Here is a 2,934-nt window from a genome sequence, read left to right as displayed (position 1 = left end):
GGGACTGGGCCAGGCGCTGATTTTTGTGGGCCATACATGGCCAATGTGGGAGCTGGCTTGCCTGCGATAGCGGTGGTTCTGTTACGGACTCAGTGACTGACACTCCGCTATCGCGGGCAAGCCCGCTCCCACATTTGCATCGCATAGACCCGCCACATCGCAGTAAGATGCAGCCTTTCTGCGGCCCTCCAACAATAAGCCCTGCCCATGCCCTTCGAACTCAGCGTTGACCTCACCACCCTGGCCATCCTGGCCGTTGTCGCTTTTATCGCCGGTTTTATCGACGCCATCGCCGGCGGTGGCGGTTTGTTGACCACGCCCGCCCTGCTCACCGCTGGTATGCCGCCGCACCTGGTGCTGGGCACCAACAAGCTCAGCTCCACCTTCGGCTCGGCCACCGCCAGTTTTACCTTCTACCGGCGCAAGCTGTTCCACCCACGCCAATGGGGGCACGCCATCGTCGGTACCTTGATCGGTGCGCTGACCGGCGCAGTCGTCGCCCATTACTTGCCCGCCGAAACCTTGAACAAGATGCTCCCGGTGATCGTCTTCGCCTGCGGTGTGTACCTGCTGTTCGGTGGCACGCCCAAGGCGCCACTGGACGCCGAGGCACCGATCAAAAAGAAATGGCAAGCCACCCAGGGCTTTGGCCTGGGTTTCTACGACGGCGTGGCCGGGCCCGGCACGGGGGCGTTCTGGACGGTCAGCACGATGCTGCTGCACCCCATCGACCTGGTGAAGGCCAGCGGCGTAGCGCGCAGCATGAACTTCGTCAGCAACGCGGCGGCGCTGACGGTGTTTATCATCAATGGTTCGGTGGACTGGATTGTCGGCCTGGCGATGGGGGTATCGGTGATGTGTGGCGCGTTCTTTGGCGCACGCAGCGCGATCAGCGGCGGCGCCAAATTCATTCGCCCGGTGTTTATCACCGTGGTCCTGGGCCTGACCGTGCGCCTAGCCTGGCAGCACTGGTTCAGCGTGGCCTAAACGGCGGGCCACGTAGAGGTCGATGAGGTAACGCGCAATCGAGCGTGACGCCGGCAACGGCGGCAGCTCGTGGATATTGAACCACTGCGCGTCCTCGATCTCGTCGGCCTGGGGCACGATATCGCCACCGGCGTATTCGGCGTGAAAGCCCAGCATCATCGAGTGAGGGAACGGCCAGCATTGGCTGCCCATGTACTGGATGTTCTTGACCTCCAGCTGCACCTCTTCACGCACTTCACGGATCAGGCAGTCTTCGGCGGACTCCCCCGGCTCGGCAAAACCGGCCAGGGTGCTGTAGACCCCGGTGACGAAACGCGGCGAACGCGCCAGCAGGATGTCATCGCCACGGGTCACCAGCACGATCATGCTCGGTGAGATCCGTGGGTAGCTGCGCAGGTCGCAGGCCTGGCAATACATCGCCCGCTCCCTCGGCACCTGTACCATCGCCTGGCCACAACTGCCACAAAAACGGTGTTCCCGCGCCCAGGTACCGATCTGCGCGGCGTAGCCCAGCACCTTGTACAGGGTGTGATCACCTTGCAGCATAAAGCCACGCAAGCCCTGCCAACTGCACCCTGGCACATCAGCCGGCGAGTCGAGTTCCAACAGGTACACCGGCTCGCCGTCGAGGTGGCCGATGCCGTGTTCGGCAAACACCGACAGGTCCTGGCGCTTGAGCCATTCGCGCGGGAACAGCGGGCCGTTGGTGTCGTGTAAGAAGCCTTCGCGGCTGCGGGCGACGGCCCAGCCGCCGGGGGCGTCGTTGTCCAGCAGCGTTGTGGTAATCCAGCCTGGGGTCATGTCAGTCAATCCACGAATTCGGGTTTCTGCTTACTCATATGGGCCGCAATGGCCACGCGCAGGTCGTTGGATTGCAACATAGCCGAGTTCCAGGTGGCAACGTATTCCAGGCCGTCATTGACTGTGTGGTCACGCATGTAGCTGATCATGGCCTTGGTGCCGGTCACGGCAATCGGCGACTTGGCGGCGATTTGATGGGCCAGGTCCATGACACCCGCCAGCAGGCTTTCATGATCGCCAAACACGCGATTGACCAGGCCGATGCTGCGCGCTTCTTCGGCGCCGAATTGACGACCGGTATAGGCCAGTTCACGCAGCATCCCGTCGCCGATGATGCGCGGCAGGCGTTGCAAGGTGCCGACGTCGGCGGCCATGCCGATGTCGATTTCCTTGATCGAGAATTGCGCGTCTTCGGTTGCGTAGCGCATGTCGCACGCGCTGATCAGGTCGATGGCGCCGCCAATGCAGTAGCCCTGGATCGCCGCCAGCACGGGCTTGCGGCAAGTGTCCACGGCGTTGAACGAGGCTTGCAGCTCGAGAATCTTGCGGCGCAGCAGGCGCGCATTGCGACCCACGTCCTTGCCAAAATCATTGGCGATCGAGGCCAGCATCATCAGGTCGATGCCCGAGGAAAAATGCTTGCCCGCGCCGCTGAGCACCACGGCACGCACGGCGTCGGTCTCGTCGACCCATTGGAAGATGTCGATGATTTCGGTCCAGAACGCCGCGTTCATGGCGTTGATCTTTTCCGGGCGATTGATCTGCACATGGGCAACGTTGCCGCTGAGTTCGACAACGAAGGCTTGGTATTCGGACATGGCAGTGATCCCTGACTGGCGATTGAGAAAGGCCAGACTATATCAAGGGTGCGCCACGGCGCATCGGCCAAAAACGGGACTGACCACGGTGAGGGAAAAGACGCTGGATAAAACCCGATGCACAGGCCATCCTTTGCGCTTTAAGCCGCGTTGTGCGCGGCGCTCGACGTTTTAAGGAAATGCCATGCACGCCCAACCCCTCGCTCCCGCCGATTTCGAATTCATTGACGCCACCTTGCTCAAATACGGCGAAGACCACTCGGTGCTGAACATGGCCGAACTCGACGGTTATTTCACCGCCCTGGTTTCCAGCCCGGCCAAGGTGGAT

General features: G+C 61.8%; 3 protein-coding genes and 1 pseudogene. 2 read left to right on the top strand and 2 right to left on the bottom strand.

All coding sequences use genetic code 11. The features are described 5' to 3' along the window. Nucleotides 1-207: 207 nt before the first annotated feature. Nucleotides 208-987, top strand: coding sequence for a TSUP family transporter (locus GIW79_RS29400; RefSeq protein WP_236456622.1), 780 nt, complete (start codon nt 208-210; stop codon nt 985-987). On the opposite strand, the gene nudC is transcribed toward GIW79_RS29400, so the two are convergent. Both nudC and GIW79_RS29390 read right to left on the bottom strand, forming a co-directional pair. Next, on the bottom strand, nt 955-1,788 hold the full coding sequence (nudC, locus tag GIW79_RS29395; protein WP_019816887.1) for an NAD(+) diphosphatase: 834 nt from the start codon (nt 1,786-1,788) through the stop codon (nt 955-957). The two genes, GIW79_RS29400 and nudC, sit on opposite strands and share 33 nt — an antisense overlap. Before the next feature lie 5 nt (nt 1,789-1,793). Further along, on the bottom strand, nt 1,794-2,606 hold the full coding sequence (locus GIW79_RS29390; RefSeq protein WP_200582833.1) for a crotonase/enoyl-CoA hydratase family protein: 813 nt from the start codon (nt 2,604-2,606) through the stop codon (nt 1,794-1,796). Nucleotides 2,607-2,790: 184 nt separating this feature from the next. On the opposite strand from GIW79_RS29390, the pseudogene GIW79_RS29385 reads away from it, so the two are divergent. Continuing rightward, nucleotides 2,791-2,934, top strand: a pseudogene (locus tag GIW79_RS29385) (YecA family protein); the annotation flags it as partial.

This window comes from Pseudomonas sp. PA-7-1E, from assembly GCF_021605325.1.
GTDB classification, from domain to species: Bacteria; Pseudomonadota; Gammaproteobacteria; order Pseudomonadales; family Pseudomonadaceae; genus Aquipseudomonas; species Aquipseudomonas fluorescens_BV.
The sequence above is the reverse complement of the archived record's forward strand: the minus strand, read 5'-3'. Positions and strand labels throughout refer to the sequence as shown.